The 15794-nt window shown below is 61.1% G+C and carries 7 protein-coding genes and 1 pseudogene; 6 read left to right on the forward strand and 2 right to left on the reverse strand.

Annotated elements, in window-relative coordinates:
* Positions 1-15 precede the first annotated feature (15 nt).
* The 3 genes from CAUR_RS03705 to CAUR_RS03715 all read left to right on the forward strand — a co-directional run bounded on the left by CAUR_RS03705 (position 16) and on the right by CAUR_RS03715 (position 5967).
* On the forward strand, positions 16-2148 hold the full coding sequence (locus CAUR_RS03705; protein WP_242605051.1) for a hypothetical protein: 2133 nt from the start codon (positions 16-18) through the stop codon (positions 2146-2148).
* A complete protein-coding gene (locus CAUR_RS03710; protein WP_012256608.1) occupies positions 2145-4187 on the forward strand; it encodes a tetratricopeptide repeat protein in 2043 nt (680 codons plus the stop codon). Before CAUR_RS03705 ends, CAUR_RS03710 begins: the two co-directional genes overlap by 4 nt.
* Before the next feature lie 247 nt (positions 4188-4434).
* Positions 4435-5967, forward strand: a complete 1533-nt coding sequence (locus CAUR_RS03715; protein ID WP_012256609.1) for an FAD-binding domain-containing protein — start codon at positions 4435-4437, stop codon at positions 5965-5967.
* On the opposite strand, the gene CAUR_RS03720 is transcribed toward CAUR_RS03715, so the two are convergent.
* On the reverse strand, positions 5962-6375 hold the full coding sequence (locus CAUR_RS03720; RefSeq protein WP_012660506.1) for a DUF6069 family protein: 414 nt from the start codon (positions 6373-6375) through the stop codon (positions 5962-5964). The genes CAUR_RS03715 and CAUR_RS03720 overlap by 6 nt on opposite strands.
* 1577 nt (positions 6376-7952) lie before the next feature.
* Between CAUR_RS03720 and CAUR_RS03725 the strand changes: the two genes are divergently transcribed.
* The 3 genes and pseudogenes from CAUR_RS03725 (at position 7953) to CAUR_RS03735 (ending at position 12605) form a co-directional block, all read left to right on the forward strand.
* Positions 7953-10001: a S8 family serine peptidase gene (locus CAUR_RS03725; protein WP_012256611.1), complete on the forward strand. Its 2049-nt coding sequence runs from the start codon at positions 7953-7955 to the stop codon at positions 9999-10001.
* 324 nt (positions 10002-10325) lie between these two features.
* A pseudogene (locus CAUR_RS03730) lies at positions 10326-12086 on the forward strand (GmrSD restriction endonuclease domain-containing protein).
* Positions 12087-12428: 342 nt separating this feature from the next.
* Positions 12429-12605: a hypothetical protein gene (locus tag CAUR_RS03735; protein ID WP_157866378.1), complete on the forward strand. Its 177-nt coding sequence runs from the start codon at positions 12429-12431 to the stop codon at positions 12603-12605.
* A gap of 535 nt (positions 12606-13140) precedes the next feature.
* Here the strand turns inward: CAUR_RS03735 and CAUR_RS03740 are convergent.
* A complete protein-coding gene (locus CAUR_RS03740) occupies positions 13141-15468 on the reverse strand; it encodes an ATP-binding protein (RefSeq protein ID WP_012660508.1) in 2328 nt (775 codons plus the stop codon).
* Positions 15469-15794 lie beyond the last annotated feature (326 nt).

A 15794-nucleotide genomic window follows, 5' to 3' on the forward strand; every position in this document is an offset into this window, starting at 1 on the left:
ACCGGTACCATGACTATGAATACCGATCAACGAACCGCGCAACGTAACTGGTGGATCGCCGTCGCCGCGCTGACGATACTGGCGCTGATCTTGCGGCTTCAGGTCTGGCGCTGGCGCGAGTTCTATCCGCTGGGAGGCGACGAAACCGAATATCTGGCCCAGGCAATTACCCTCTTGCAGGAACGACGTTACGTTGAGCTGCGGCTGATGCGGCCACCGCTCTACCCGATCTTTCTGGCGACGGCGATTGTGCTGGTGGACTCGCTGGTGCAGAATCTGCGGCTGGTGCAGGCGATTATCAGTACATTGACGGTACCACTGATAGCCCTGCTCACCCGAACGCTGGCCAGCCGCAGTGCGCCGCAGGCCGCACCCGCTTTTGCCAGCCGCGCCGGATTGCTGGCCGGGCTGCTGACGGCGTGTAACTATACGCTGGCCGCTAACGCGACCGAATTACTGACCGAGACCCTCTTTCTGGCCGGGCTAAGCCTGTTGTTCTGGTTGATTCTGATACCGCAGCTATCGCGGCGGCTCGCTCTGGTTGCCGGGATGATCTGCGGAGCGCTGTGTCTGATCCGCTCGGTGGCGTTGCCCCTACTCCCGCTGACGATAGGCTGGTGGCTGATAGACGGCTGGGTACGCGGGCAACACCGGCAACGGTTACAGCAGGCTGTGATCTTTGGGCTGGGATGTGCGCTTGTAGTGGGGCCATGGACGATCCGCAACACCCTGACCTACGGCGGGGTGATTCTGATCGATACCACCGGCGCCGAGAATCTATGGCTCGACAACGACCCCGCCGGTCGCGAAGCGGTGAAAGCTCAGCTTTACGCTCTGGGTGAAGACCGGTTATTACGGCAGCGATTGGCTACCGAACGCGGTATTGCGGTGATCCTGGCCGACCCGGCCCGGTTTCTGGCAAAGATGGCTCGTGAGCTGCGCCTCTTCTTTGCCCTCGAACACGCCGATGATATGCGGGCCAGACCGGCGATCTGGGTCTCGCCAGGCGAAGTCGCGGCCCGCCTGATCCTGGGAGATGGGGTGTGGCTGATCATCCTCATCGGCGGTAGCTTTGGTCTGTTCCAGCGCTGGCACACGGCAGCGCAGACAACACCGCAGCGTCCGGCGACCTTCTTGCGCGCCCTGACGAGTCCGGCCTGGTTGTTGGGCGCGTGGGCCGCGTATGTCCTCTTCACCACGCTCATCTTTCATGTCGAACTGCGGTATCGTCTCCCCCTTTACCCGGTCTTGCTCGCCTACACCGGCATGGCTGGTGCGGCGTGGTTGACGGGGCTGTACAAAACTATTCCCCGCCAACCACAAACCCTGCTTATCCCGCTCCTGGCCATGCTGATCACGCTCTGGCACGCCCCGTACCCGCTGCTAGCCTGGCAACTGGCCGGCAAACATCTGGCGCTGTGGCGTGCCGAACAGGCATTGGCCGCCGGTGATCCGGCAACGGCAACCACGGCTGCGTACCAGGCGCTGGCGGGTGACGATCAATCGGTGCTGGCGCGGGTCGCGCTGGCCAGAGCCGCTCTGCTGAGCGATGATGAGGAAGCGGCGTTGCGCTGGCTGGAGGAAGCGATCACGATCCTGCCCGCCCACCCTTACCCGCATCTGCTGCGCGGCGACGTGTTGCGCCGGCGGGGGGAGCTGGAGGCTGCGCGGCGTGAATTGAGTGATTTTGCGTCCGGGTCGCGTGAAGACCTCGCCACCTGGCTTTGGGAGCGCTCGGTTACGCCACCGCCAACGACACTCGTCGTCGGCGATAGTCTGGCGCTCGGTTTCATTCGCGGCATGCACCAGACCGATCCCGGCGAACAGGAATGGCGCTGGACGACCGGATGGGCACAGCTACGTCTGAGCACACCGGCCAACGCTCAGCAGATCAGGCTGACAGTACGTAGTGGCCGGCCTGATCGAAGCGCCGTCACCATCTGGGTAACGATTGCCGACGGCCAGCCGCAGCCTTTCACGATTGGTGCCGACCGGCAAACCATCGCCATCCCATTACCGGCAACGCTCCGCGCAGAAGAGCTGGTGATCTCGATCACGACACCTACCTTTTGGCCGCGGCAATACGATCCGGCCAGCGCCGATGGTCGCCGGCTAGGGGTGCAACTAGGCTTTGTGGAGGTACGATGAAGCGCGAGGCGTGGTGGCTGATCGCAATCCTGACCATAGCGGCCTTGATCCGATTGGCACTCTGGCTGCAACCGCTGCATCTGCCGGCAAACGACGAGGTCGAGTATCTCACGGTGGCGCGTGACCTGTTGGCCGGGAGGGGATGGAGCTTCTACGAACGCTACCACTGGCTGCGGGCACCGCTCTATCCGCTCTGGCTAGCCGGATCACTCTGGCTCAGTGGTGGTAATGTCTGGCTGGCAGCGCTGCCCAACATTGCCCTCAGCGTACTCAACGTCTACCTGATCTACCTGCTCTCGCAGGCGATAGCCGATGGCGCCGGGCCGTGGGTGCATCGCCTGGCCGCCGGCGGAGCCGCCATTCTGCTCACCAACGCAACCTTTGCCTCGCTCTATATGAGCGAAACCCTCTTCACCACGCTATTCTGTGCGGCGTGGTGGCTACTGCTGGTATGGCGGCGACGCGGTGCCCAATGGCGCGACTGGCGTCTGTTTCTTGCCGGTGGCCTGTGGGGGCTGGCGCTCTTGACCCGCTCGATGCCGCTGTACTTTACGCTGCTGGTGAGCGGCTGGATTGCGGTCGTTGCTGCCGGCAACTGGTCACAATTGCTACGGCGACCAACGCCGGTGCTTGCCGGGCTGATCTTCGCCACCAGTGCGGTGATCGTTGTGGCACCGTGGACAATCCGCAACTGTCTGAGCTATCGCAGTTGTATTCTGATCGAAACCGGCCTGTCGTACAATCTCTGGGCATTCAACGAACCACGCGAAGATATGGCAACCATCTTTCGCGTGCTGGAAAACATTCCCGATCCGGCCGAGCGAGCGGCATACGCGACGGCGCGTGGGCTGGAGCGGCTGCGCGAAGACCCGGCGATTATGCTGCGCAAACTCTGGCCGAACTGGCTGGCAATCTGGCGGGTGAAGGCGATCCAGGATCGCTTTCTGCTGGAAGATTACCGGGCCGATCCACCGCCGTTGCTCTTTCTATCTGCCCTTATCTTCGACGATCTGTTATACGGCCTGATTGCCGTGGGCGGGATAGCCGGTCTGGTGTATGGGGCACTGCACCGACGGGCGCCGGCAGTGCTGGTCGGCTTATGGCTGATCTACTTCATCGCTGTATCGCTGGTGACCCACGGCGAAGGGCGTTATCGCCACTTCATCTTCTTCGCCCTCATCCCCTATGCGGCACGGGCGTGGCTGGCACTCCCGCACTGGTATCGGCTCAACCAGCCAGCCCTGCGCACAGCGTTGCTGATCAGCGGGGGTGTCGGTCTTTCGATCCTGATCGCCTACCAGTGGGAATACGCCATCCAGGGCGGTGTCCGCAGCTTCTGGCGGCTCAGCGGCGACCTTGCCCGCGTTACCGGCAACCTGCCGCAAGCCGCTGCTGCGTACCGGCAGGCACTGGCCGCACAACCCACGCCTGACGGGTATCTCGTGCTGGGGGATGTGCTACGTATCCAGGGCGACAATGAAGGTGCGTTGAATGCCTACCGCGCCGCCCAACGCCTCAATATCCTCTACCCACCGACGTACATCCGGCTTGGCGATCTGTTGCGGGCAACCGGCAATCTCGACGAAGCCCGTCAGGCGTATCGCCCGCAGTACGTGAGTGAGCAGACGCTGATCGATCTGGCCTGGCGCGACACGCGACCATTGCCGACACCGGTGATTGATGTGGGTGATGGTCTTGATTTTGGTTATCTTGTCGGCTTCTATCCCGCCGAGACCCTGGCCGGTGCCCGCAGTCGCTGGACGGGGCCGGTGGCGAGGATTCGCATCCCGGCCACCGGTCAGGTGGTACGGTTGCGCGTGGCAGCATTACGCCCCGACGCGCCGGTTACTGTGCAGTTCTGTAGCGACAATCGCTGTCATCCGTTCCAGCTTGACACCAACTGGCGCTGGTTGACGGTGCGCCTACCGGCGCCGGCGGAGTCGACTACCCTGCGCGATATTGAGTTGCGGGTGGAGTCCTGGTCTGCGCCGGATGGGCGTGAGCTGGGGATTGTGGTGGATCGGGTTGAGGTGCGGTGAGGGGGGGAGGGGCGTGCTCCGTATGGCGTTCGCTCACCGCAATCCCGGCCCCTCACCTCACCCCCCACTCCAGCCCGCACCCGCTGGGGGCGGGAGAACACCCTGGAGCGTGCCCACTCCCCACTCCCCACTCCCCACTCCCCACTCCCGCACCCAACCCCGTCCGCCCCCAAAACCGTGGTACCATACATAATGAAGCTATTGGCGTAACGGTAGTGCCCAATCAGTCGCTTACTCAACTGCGCAGATGTATATACAACTCGTCTGGTTCAAGCGTGATCTCCGCCTTCACGACCATCCGGCTCTAAGCGCCGCCGCTGCCCGTGGCCCGGTGCTCCCGCTCTACATCGTCGAACCATCGCTCATCCACGCACCCGATTTCGCGGCCCGACACTGGACATTCATTCGCGGGTGTCTGGTTGAACTGCGAGCAAACCTGGCCCGCCTTGGTCAGCCGCTGGTGGTGCGGGTTGGCGAGGCGGTTGAGGTGCTTGATCACCTGGTCAGCACCTGGCCGATTGAAGCGATCTGGGCGCACGAGGAGACCGGTAATCTGCTCAGTTATGCCCGCGACCGGGCAGTCCGGCGTTGGGCCCGCGCACGTGGGATTCCGTTTCACGAGCTGCCGCAGAACGGGGTAGTGCGTCGGTTGCCGTCGCGTGATGAGTGGCAGGCCCGCTGGGAAGAGCGCATGGCAGCCGCGCAGGCCCAGCCTCCATCGGCCTTACCGCCACTCGCCATTGATCCGGGAACCATTCCTACTGCCGACGAACTCTCGTTGCCGCCCGACACGCTCAGCGAGCATCAGCCGGCGGGAGAGACTGCGGCCCTACAGACGCTCACCGACTTTATCCACCGGCGCAGTCAACAATACCATCGCGCCCTCGCCAGTCCGCTAACCGCCTGGGAAGGCTGTTCCCGCCTGAGTGCTTATCTGGCCTGGGGAGCACTGTCCATTCGTACCGTCGTCCAGGCGACCCGCCACCGGATTTCTGAACTCGCGTTTGATCCGTCACCGGCGACCCGGGGCTGGGTGCGGGCGCTGAATGCCTTTGAGTCACGGCTGCACTGGCACTGCCATTTCATTCAGAAGCTGGAAGACGAGCCGGAGATCGAAGTCCGCAATCTGGTGCGGGCTTACGACGGTATGCGCGAAGAAAACCACCGCCCTGATCTGCTCGTGGCCTGGGCCAGTGGCCGCACCGGCTACCCATTCGTCGACGCCTGTATGCGTGCGCTCACCGCGACCGGCTGGCTCAATTTTCGGATGCGGGCCATGCTGGTCAGCTTTGTGGCCTACGACCTGTGGCAGCACTGGCGCGAACCGGCGCTGATTCTGGCCCGCCGCTGGATCGACTACGAACCGGGCATTCACTACAGCCAGATGCAGATGCAGGCGGGTACTTCGGGCAACCGCACCATTCGCATCTACAACCCCGTCAAACAGGGCATCGATCACGACCCCGAAGGCATCTTTATCCGCCGCTGGGTGCCCGAACTGGCGCACGTCCCCACGCCCTACATCCACACCCCCTGGTTGCTCGACCGTCACGGACAAGAGCGGGCCGGCTGTCGGATCGGGCGCGACTACCCGGCGCCAATTGTCGATCACGAGGCTGCCTACCGACGCGCCCGCGCTGCGATTGCCGCCGTGCGTGCCCGACCCGAAACCGCCCAGGAAGCGGCGGCAGTCCATCAACGCCACGGCTCGCGCACCTGGCGCCCGCAGCGCCGCCCGTCCAAAACCGTCTCCAGCCGCCAGCTCAGGCTGGACTTATGAGGTATACCGCACCAAAGCCCAGACAATAGCGCCGGCAGCCACCACGTGCATCAGATTCAACACCATCTGCTCAAGCAGACTGACCGGCAGCGTAAACGGGCCGGCAAACGAAATCACCAGCACCACTGCCGCACAGATGAGAAATATCCGCAGCGGTCGAGCGGTGAAGCGACTGAGCAGGGCCAGCACCAGCGCGGCCCCAATCGCCGGCACCACCGTCGCCGTGATCACCGCGATCACCGGCAACGGCATTAGCTCATTCGTCGGTGGCACCGGTGCCCGAAACTCCAGCCCGGCGGCCCGGGCAGCACCGTAAATAATCAGATTGATAACTACACCAATCACAGCACCAATGATAGTTGCCCGTGGCAGGCGGCGCAGATCGATCTGTCGGTCAAAGCGCTGCATGGCTAACCTCTGGGGAATGATGTTATTCACTTTCGTCACCCATATCATACAGCCTGGGTGTCCATAGTACCACATCAACGCCAGTCCCTGGGCAGAGTGGGACTGGCGGGATCGAGCCGACCTCGTCCGTGGAGCGGGTATGGCGAAACGCCGTTGCACCGTTTCCGGGCAGGGATGACATCAAATCTTGATTGGCAGGTAATGAGCGCGCCGGCGGCGCGCGCTCACAGTGCTGCCGGTGAGGGAGTCGGTGGCGTGCTCGTAGGACACACCGACCCGCCCCTACCCTGCCCTGCACCCGCTGGAGGCAGGAACCGGCGGCGCCGAATGGCGCAGGTGATGAGCGCGCCGGAGGCGCGCGCTCCCAGTGCTGTCGGTGAGGGTGCGGGAGGGGCGCACTCGCAGGGTATGCAGACCCGCCCCTACCCTGCCCTGCACCCGCTGGGGGCAGGAACCGGCGGCGCCGAATGGCGCAGGTGGGGAGCGCGCCGGAGGCGCACGCTCCCAGTGCTGCCGGTGAGTGAGTCGGCGGCGTGCTCGCAGGGTATGCAGACCCGCCCCTACCCTGCCCTGCACCCGCTGGGGGCAGGAACCGGCGGCGCCGAATGGCGCAGGTGGGGAGCGCGCCGGAGGCGCACGCTCCCAGTGCTGCCGGTGAGTGAGTCGGCGGCGTGCTCGCAGGGTATGCAGACCCGCCCCTACCCTGCCCTGCACCCGCTGGGGGCAGGAACCGGCGGCGCCGAATGGCGCAGGTGGGGAGCGCGCCGGAGGCGCACGCTCCCAGTGCTGCCGGGCGGCGCCGAATGGCACAGGTGGGGAGCGCGCCGGAGGCGCACGCTCCCAGTGCTGCCGGTGAGTGAGTCGGCGGCGTGCTCGCAGGGTATGCAGACCCGCCCCTACCCTGCCCTGCACCCGCTGGGGGCAGGAACCGGCGGCGCCGAATGGCGCAGGTGGGGAGCGCGCCGGAGGCGCGCGCTCCCAGCGCTGCCGGTGAGGGAGGCGGCGGCGTGCTCGCAAGACATACCGACCCGCCCCCACCCTCACCCGCCCCCGCTGGGGGCGGGAACCGGCGGTGCCGGATGGCGCAGGTGATGAGCGCGCCGGAGGCGCGCGCTCCCAGTGCTGCCGGTGAGGGAGCGGGAGGTATGTGCTCGCAAGACATACCGACCCGCCCCCACCCTACCCCGCCCCCGCTGGAGGCGGGAACCGGCGGTGCCGGATGGTTCTCGCAGCGATCATTACCGTTCGGCAATGTGTTTTGCGGAGCATCTTGCTTCGTCCACGCTTGCGTGTATCGGTCAATCCGAGAGCAACAGAGTCGCCCTGGACAAGCCCTCTCCCGATTTGCAGGGCAGTGGGTGCAGGTACTGGCTTGATTTGGGCGCGGCAGAGATGGACGCGAATGTATCTTGTCAATCCGGCAAGAAGATGATCCGTAGCGTTGGGAGAGAAGGCGTCGCTGGTAACGCATACGATGCCGGGCAAGTCGGTGTGAGTCAGAGTGTAAGTCTATGTCCATCTGGTGAGGTTTTTGTTTATAATGTATGCGTATATTTCCAGAGCACAGCGAGCAACGTATGCGATTATTTTTGCGCCTTCTTCTGACGGTTACTCTCTTTGGCATGACCGGTCTCGTTGTGCTGCCGACCATCTCCCTCTCGGCACCGGCAGGGCCATTCATCCGGTTACGTTCGCGCACCTTTATCCCGCAGCCGGGTTTTCCTGCCGGTGAGCGCAGTCTGGTCAGTGCGGCGGATGGTCGCGAGGCGCCGGAACGGGTTCACGTCTTTGTGCAGTTTGCGCACGTTCCTACCGATGCTGAACGTGATGCTCTGGCTCAAGAGGGTGTCACGCTGCTGGCTTACGTGCCGGATTATGCCTGGTACGCATCCATCCCCACTGCGTGGCTTCAGGCTGCAACCCTGCCGGCGAGCATTCGCGCTATCGCTGCCATCCAGCCCGCCGATAAACTGTCACCACGCCTGCATCGCTATCTCGACCGCTGGCCATTGCCGGTGCTGATCGCAACGTATGCCGATGTTGAACTGACTGCGCTTCGCGATCTCGTTCAACGTCTCGGTGGGAGTGTGGCGAAGCTGTTGCCGGAACGGCGGTATGTGCTTGCGTTGCTGCCCGATGTTGCCGCACTTACAGCCTTGAGTCGGACGGATAGCGTTTTCTGGATCGATGCCTGGCCGGGTCCGTTTGAACCGAAAAACGATGGTGGGCGTAGTGCAACCAAAACCGATCTGGTGCATCAACTTGGTTATCACGGCAATCCGGCTTCGGCACCGGGTAGTATTGTGATCGGCGTTTGGGACTGTGGGTGGGTTGAGAGTAATCATCCCGCTTTCAGTGGCCGGCTTACGATTGGCGATCCCGACTCATTCACAAATGGATGTGGTGATGTTGCCGGTACGGATTATCACGCCACCCATGTTGCCGGTACTGCTGCCGGTAGCGGCGCCGGTAGTCCGTCAGGTCGTGATCTGCGTGGCCACGCCGATCAGGCAACGGTGTTGTCATACGATGTGTACGATGTAGACCTGGAGGTGATGCAGGCTATTCAGGACTACGATCTCGATATTTCGCAAAATTCCTGGGGGCCGGACACGGGTGGGATATGCGACCTGACCGTACTCGGTGTGTATGATGAGTTCGCAGCGATGTTTGATGCTCTGGTTCACGGTACATATTCAACTGAGATAACAAAGCAGATCGCCGTCGCTTTTGCCAATGGCAACGAGCAAAGCTACTGCCCGAACGGCTGGCGTACCGGAAGTGGCGGTGCGATGGGCAAGAATGTGATTGCCGTTGGGGCCACCAACTCTGATGACAAGTCCATGACCGACTTCAGTTCATTCGGCCCAACCGAGGATGGTCGGGTCAACCCGACAGTCGTCGCTCCGGGGTGTGAAGCTGGTGGCGAAGGAGCGATCTGGTCAACGTTGCCCGGTCCGACTTACGGCGCGAATGGCTGGTGCGGCACCTCGATGGCAACCCCGGCAGTATCAGGCATTCTCGGCTTGATGCTGGAAGCGTACAATCTGACGTACAACAGTGATCCACTCCCGGCAACTCTGCGCGCAATCCTGGTGCATACCGCCGAAGATTTGGGCAATCCCGGCCCAGACTACCAGTTCGGTTACGGTCACGTGGATGCCCTGGCGGCTATCAACCTCATCACTGCAACCACCGGCCCGGCTGAGTCGCGGTATATCACAACCAACACTATTACAAATGGGCAAACACACGAATACACCATCACCCATGCCGGCGGACCACTGACATGCACTCTGGCCTGGGACGACGTTCCGGCTACCCTTGCCGCCAGCCAGACCCTCATCAACAACCTCAATTTGCTCCTGATCGGCCCGGATACCGGCTCGTACCTGCCCTGGGTGCTCGATAAGAACAATCCGGCCAACCCGGCTACGCAGGGCGTCAACAACGTTGACACTATCGAACAGGTACGGATTGCCGATGCTGCTGCCGGCGAATGGACGGTACAGGTCGTGGGGAGCAATATTCCGCAAGGTCCACAATCATACGCCTTGATATGTCCGTTTAGCGTTCCACCAGAACCTGAGACGTTTAGTGTGTACATGCCGGTGGTGAGCCGGTAGTAACTAATGTCTGTTCGGGATGCGACTGTTTTGGATCAGGGGTTACGAATGCTATGCCACCAGATTCGATCCAACAAGCCTCAGAAAAAGGCCAAAAAAACTTGCTACAACACTATATTCTGACTACACATGCAGAATACTGATAGATACTGATCAGGTTATTGCCACCCTTATCACGCCACAAGGGATTAGTCGCATCCTGTGGGTGATAGATGCGTAGATTCGTGCCAAAGGGGTTATTTTAGTCACTATCGCACTGTCTGGTGATGCCAATGTTTGCCTGCCGCGTAATGTCGTTATTTACTTCGAGGAGAGATGACCATTATGAGCAACCTGTTGTTCAAAAAAGTTGATTATTCTGTCAGTAAACTGCTGGAAGACATCGCTATCGGCGAGATTGGCTTACCTGACATCCAGCGCCCCTTCGTGTGGGATACCACCCGTGTTCGCGACTTATTCGATTCTATGTATCGCGGCTACCCCATCGGCACCCTGCTCTTTTGAGAGAATGGTTATCCTGGTGAACACCGCACTATCGGTGCGCATGGTAAACAGAAGGTGCCTCACCTGCTCATTGTTGATGGCCAGCAACGCCTCACTGCCCTGTATGCAGTGATGAGGGGCGAGCCTGTTATTGATCAGGAGTTCCAGCGCCGATACATCAGAATCGCCTTTTCACCTCTCGAGGATCGCTTTGAAGTCACTAACACTGCCATCGAGCGCGATCCATCCTGGATTGCCGACATCAGTATTCTCTGGCAACCTGAATTTGACCAATACGCCTTCGTTTCCGAATTTTTAGACCGCCAGACCAGGCGTCACGAACTGGATGCTGACACCCGCAAACGCATTCCCGCCGCTATTCAGCGTGTTGTCAACCTCAGCAACTATCCAATGACCGCGTTGGAAATTTCGCTCAATGCCAATGAAGAGCAGGTGTCGGAAATCTTTGTGCGCATTAACAGCCGTGGTCGCACACTCAACCAGGCCGACTTTGTCCTGACGCTTATGTCTGTCTTTTGGGACGAGGGGCGCAAAGAACTGGAAGATTTTGCCCGCAAGACCAGACAACAACCCGCTGATAGGCAGCCTTCTCCCTACAACCTGTACTTCCGGCCTGCACCCGACCAGCTACTGCGCGTAGATGTAGCTCTGGCCTTTCGCCGTGCGCGACTCGAGCATGTCTATTCTATTTTACGGGGTAAAGACCTGCAGAGTGGCGAGTTTTCTGTTGAACGGCGTGATGAACAGTTCACAGTACTGAAAGAAGCGCAAGCCTATGTGTTGGACCTGCAACACTGGCATGAATTTATCAAGGTGATTAAACGAGCCGGCTTTATCCATCCGAAAATGATTACCTCTGAAACGGCTCTGACGTATACCTATGCCTTCTGGCTGATCGGCAAACGTGATTTTCAGCTCGATCTCTCTACTTTGCGGAATCTGATGGCCCGCTGGTTCTTTATGAGTTCACTGACCGGACGCAATACCGGATCACCTGAGTCTCGAATGAGTCTGGATCTGGCACTGCTGCGTGATTACACCAATCCTGACGATTTTATCCGTGCTTTAGAGCAGGAAATTCATGCAGTGTTTACTCCAGATTACTGGAAGGTCACGCTTCCCAACAATCTGGCTACTGCCTCAGCTCGCAGTACCGGTCAGTCTGCCTACATTGCCGCCCTATGTATTCTGGATGGGCCGGTCCTCTACTCGCGTATGAAGATTCGCGATCTGTTAGACCCCAATACCCAGGCCAGGAAAGAAGCATTGGAGCGACATCATCTCTTTCCGCGTAAATATCTGGCACGCCAGAAGATCACCGAACAGCGCGACGTCAACCAGGTAGCCAACTATGCGCTGGTCGAATGGCACGATAACATCGATATCAGTGACCAGCCACCGACTGTATACGCACCACAATACGAAAAACAGTTTTCCCCAGCCGAACTGAAAGAGATGTATCGCTTTCACGCCCTGCCTGAACAGTGGTACACCATGGACTATTTCACGTTCCTGGAGCAACGTCGCCAGCTTATGGCGGATATTATTCGGCAGGGGTTCATGCACCTTTCGCAAAGGTAGGACTGACATTACCAGAACCTGTTTCAAAAACATTCACGACCAGTGATCTCATTCATTCCTGACAGACTCTATGAACGTGACGAGCACCCATAGCATCGCCGTGACCAGCAGGTTCAACAGCGTGATACGGTGCCCAGCAGAATCAACAGCGTGATACGCACTGGATCGTGAGCATGGCTGCCGCACCTGGCTTTTGGCCCTTTTTATGAGGGGCCTGCCCTGAGCGTGCCAGAAAGGTATGGTGAGGCAGCACCATGACCCACGAACACCATTCAGAAGACACGTGATGCCCAGAAAGCAGGCCCCTGGCCTGGCTGCTTACCCTCGTTGCTGAAACACCTGATGATGATCATTGCCACCAATTGGCTGGCGTTTCGCCAGGAGTGGACGTTTCGCCGTGGCGCTGCTGGTTGGCGAGCCAGTCGCAATCGCCCGACACAACGCCACACAGGTGCAGCCAGTACCCGGCATGCACGACGCGGACGGAACGGCGTGCTCTCGCCTGTTCAGTTGGTCTAGTTCTTCGCGAGACGCTAACGCGCTGCCCGACACGTGTTCCCTCTGTGATCGAGAGCGATGACGCGCAGCTTCCGCGTACCAGGCGAACCTTTCCCGGGAGCTGGCTGCACACACTACGCACGCCCGTGTTTCAGCGCGGTATCCACCGCGCACAGTAGTGTGCAGAAGACCTGGCTGCCGGCGCGGGTGACGGAGTACAACGCGGGCGATCCCACTGCGCTTCCTGCCGGCGTTCCTGGAACGGGCCGCACCGACGGCACCTGCTGGTTCCCGCAGCGGTCACGGCGTGATACCGTTCGGCAACGTGTTTTGCGGAGCATCTTGCTTCGTCCGCGCTTGCGTGTATCAGCCAATCCGCGAGTAATAGAGTCGCTCTGTACAAGCCATCTCCCAATTTGCAGGGCAGTGGGTGCAGGTACTGGCTTGATTCGGGCGCCGCAGAGATGGACGCGAATATATCTTGTCAATCCGGCAAAAAGATGAACCGTAGCGTTGGGAGAGAACTGGTATGTGATACGTCCTGACACAAATCTGCTCAACGCTTCAGCCAGGTTTCGGCGCATACGAGCGCCTGTTGCGGCGTCCACGTGCGTGCAGTGCGCCAGAGGGCTGACCACTGTGCGGCGTCAATCCGCTCACGCGCACGTTGCCGGCGTTGGGCGATCAGCGTCCGGTAGATGGGCGAGAGTGGCCCGCCGCGCTCACCCAGTCCCTCCTCGGCGGCCAGGCACTGCGCGCTTAGGGCAGCGTTATCCTGAGTGCTATCGGCCAGTAGCCAGCCGGCCAGCGTGACCAGCCAGAAGCGTATCCGGCGCTCATGCTGGCGGACGTGAGGTAGCGCCAGCAGCAGTTCTCGCCGTGCAGTCGTCGTATCCCCGTGCACCAGAGCGATCTCGGCCCGGTCGGTGTGCAGGATGGCACGCGCCAGGTCCGGCCCGGCGTCGGGCAGCAAGGTAGCGGCTTCGTCGAACAGCGCCCGTGCTGTGACCAGGTCGCCGCGTGCCCAGGCTACCTCGCCCAGTTGCAGCGTGGGGAAACCGGGGTTGAGCAGATCAGGCCGCTGGTGCGCCAGCGCCTTGCTACGCTGCAACGCTGTTTCTGCCTGGCTAAACTCCCCACGTTCGATGTTTATACGCCCCACCAGGTTGAACAGCGCAGCCAGCCGTGCAGGTTGTTCCGCCTGTGCGAGAGCAATGGCCTGATGGGCAAACTCGTCGGCGCTGGTGAAATCGTAGCACTGCCACGACAGGTTTGCCGCTTTGAACAGCAGGTTGATACGCTGGTCGGCATCCATCGTCCCTGGCAGCGCCAGGCTACGACGGATTAACGCCTGCCCCTCGCGCACATAGCCGTGTGTCTCCCAGAACCAGGCCAGCGCAGAGCACATCTGAAGCGCAGCCGCCGTTTCCCCCTGTTCAATCGAGCTGTGGAGCGCAGCCAGATAGTTGTCGTGATCCTGTTCGATAGCTTCTGGTTGGCCCGCTGACTGTGTCAGTAAGTCGTGAAAGTAACGTGCATGTCGCTTCTGGGCCTGGATGCGCTCGGCCACAGTCATCTGGTTCCAGGCAAACTCGCGGATCATTTCCAGCAACCGCCACCGATCAGGCTCAGGTGTAACCAGACTGTGATCGGTTAGGGTCACCAGCCACGACTGTGTCAGGGCACGACTGGACGCATTTGTCTCCCCTATACAGACCGCAGCCGCGGCGTCCAGGGTGAAGGAACCGACAAAAACGGCGAGATGCCTCAAGCATGCGCGGGAGTCTGGATCGATCAGGTCGTAGCTCCAGGCAATGGCGTTGGACAGTGTGCGCTGGCGGGGCGGCAGATCGCGCGCTGAGGTCTGAACCATTTCAACCCAGCCCGTCTGGCTGCGCAGTGCGGCGGCCAGATCCGCCACCGACATGCGGCGCAGGGTCGCCGCTGCCAGCTCGATGGCCAGTGGAATGCCCTGGAGCCGGTACAGAATATCCGCCACGTCCCCAGCGTTGGCAGTGTCCACGACGAACGCTGGCCGGTGTTGGCGCGTGCGGGTCACAAACAACTGCACCGCCTCGAACGCCGGCATCTGGTCAGGCAGGGTTCCCGGTGGTGGGAGCGATAACGGTGGCGTAACGTATTCGTGCTCGCCGTAGATATGCAGCGGCACCCGGCTCGTCGCCAGAACCTTTAATCCTTTGCAGGCCCGTAGCAATTCACCTATGTCTGTCGCGACATCCACCACCTGCTCGCAGTTGTCCAGTACCAGGAGCACGCGCTTTGCCCCCAGGGCGGTGCGAAAGCGTTGAGACAGTGGTACATCGGCTAGAGGCAAAACCCCGACCTGACGGGCAATGGTTGCCAGCGCCAGCGCCGGATCGGTGATTGACGCCAGGTCAACGAACCAGACGCCGTCGGGGAAATCGGGCAGCAGTACCTCTGCGGCCTGGACGCTGAGCCGTGTTTTACCGATGCCGGGTGGGCCGACAAGCGTGAGCAGGCGTACATCGCTGCGGCGCAGCAGAGTCGTGACTGCGGCAACATCATGCGTGCGGTTGACAAAAGAGGTGAGCGGCGCAGGCAGGTTGTGCGGCGTTCCCACCGACGGCGGAGAGAGTGGCAGCGTAGCCGGTGACAGATGCTCAACGGCAACAGCCCGACGCGCGGCGCGCAGAAATGCCGCACGTTCATCATCGGGCACAGCCAGTGCTGTAGCGAGCAGCTCGGCTAGCTCGCGCGAGGGCCGCCGCTCATCCGCCTCGATCTTGCGGATGGTAGCGGCGCTGGCGCCGGTGCGCCGGCCCAGCTCGGCCTGGGTCAGGTCCAGCGCCCGTCGTCGCCGGCGCACCCAGGCCCCGAAGGAAGGTGTGGCGGTTTCGTCCATGGTTCTGTCACGCTTTGTCACGCTAATTGTAACGCTGTGCGTGACCCTTTGCAAACAAGATTCGATCAACATGGACACAGATAGCCCTGGCTCACGGAGTAGATCGGAAGACGAAACATGGATGGTGTTTGTGAGACGCAGTGCTGTTGGCACAGGCTGTCTGGGGCGGCACACCACAGGTAGCTGACAATGGCCACCCTGTCCTCACCGGCAAGCTATGCCAGACGCTCCCGCAGAATGCTGTCGAAACGGTGCCTGGTCGTAAGTTGTTCGCTGTGTTGTAGCACTTCGCGAATGATGACGCTCCCGGCAGTGCGGGCGACCAG

The organism is Chloroflexus aurantiacus J-10-fl (genome assembly GCF_000018865.1).
GTDB classification, from domain to species: Bacteria; Chloroflexota; Chloroflexia; order Chloroflexales; family Chloroflexaceae; genus Chloroflexus; species Chloroflexus aurantiacus.